Origin of the sequence: Dyadobacter sp. LHD-138 (genome assembly GCF_030929615.1) — a bacterium.
Classification (GTDB): Bacteria; Bacteroidota; Bacteroidia; order Cytophagales; family Spirosomataceae; genus Dyadobacter.
Map to the genome: position 1 here is coordinate 1 of NZ_JAVFVU010000110.1, position 1,094 is coordinate 1,094.

Below are 1,094 nucleotides of genomic sequence, written 5' to 3' on the forward strand. Positions count from 1 at the left end.
CCTAAACCTATCCAGCCTGGCTGATCACTGGGACGAAAACCGCTATAATTATACTGCACCGAGATAGGGATCTGTAAATCTCCTTCTGATAAGGTAAGCAAAGGAATATTGATATTGGGGGTACCCGTACTGTAATTGATGGTGTGACCGCCAAACTTTCCAAGTTGTGCAGCTTGAGGGGAACTGAAAACAACTTTTTCCCCCGGTGATGGTTGTTGCGCGAAAGATCCAAAGTGCAGCAAAATCAATAGACCGCATAAATATTTTATAAAATGTCTCATATTAAAAATTACAGGCTAATTGATTTACTGTTTTAATTTCCAAACTGAATTAGCAGGACGTGCTTGCATCGTCGTTTCATCAAATTCTTTCCCGCCAAAGAAATACAGGGTGCCGTCTGCGTCCGTGAAAGCCGTCCCGCCACCTATCCCGGCAGCAGCCGTTTGAGGCAAAATACTCCATTGATTGGTCTTTGTATCATATGTCCAAATAAACCTTTCGATATATACGTATTCACGCAGAAACTGATTATAGCCTCCCATCAGGTAAAGAATTCCTGATTTGTCGGTCCAGCTGGTGGCTCCCGTACGGCGTCCGGGGGAGTTCAATTTAGAAGCAGAGCTTGCCGAAAAGTTGTTAGGTTCTGAATTGATCTTGAAATCACCGTTTTGTTTCGTCCATTTTTCTTCATCAATGGCATAACTCCACATATCAGAAAGACCTCCCTTTTGACGGGACGAGATCCCGTATCCAGTGCCGCCATAAAGCCAAAGTGTGTTGTTTTTTGCGTCATACCAACCGGTTGCGTCTGAACGGGAAGATGGTTTTGGTCCTTTATCATCCCTGCCGTTTACAAGGGTATCGGCAAGCTGATTGGGTTTATTGATTCCGGCCACCCATTGCCACTGCGTTTTTTTCATATCGAAAACCCACAAATCGTTGTAATAATTGGCTAACCCGATATTATCCGGATCAGCTGTCAGTCCGCCAAATAGCCAGAGATTCCCGTTTTTATCAGTCCAACTCGTGCAATCAGAACGGCTACCGGGTGTATTATTGCCATCAGTAGTCTTTTGCTGGCCCCAGGTGGCTAG

2 protein-coding genes are annotated in these 1,094 nt (G+C 44.8%); both read right to left on the minus strand.

Annotated elements, in window-relative coordinates; all coding sequences use genetic code 11:
• Positions 1–281, minus strand: a 281-nt coding sequence (locus RB622_RS30130; protein ID WP_308050557.1) for a hypothetical protein, incomplete at its 3' end; no start/stop codon positions are given.
• Positions 282–305: 24 nt separating this feature from the next.
• Positions 306–1,094, minus strand: a 789-nt coding sequence (locus RB622_RS30135; protein WP_308050558.1) for a kelch repeat-containing protein, incomplete at its 5' end; no start/stop codon positions are given.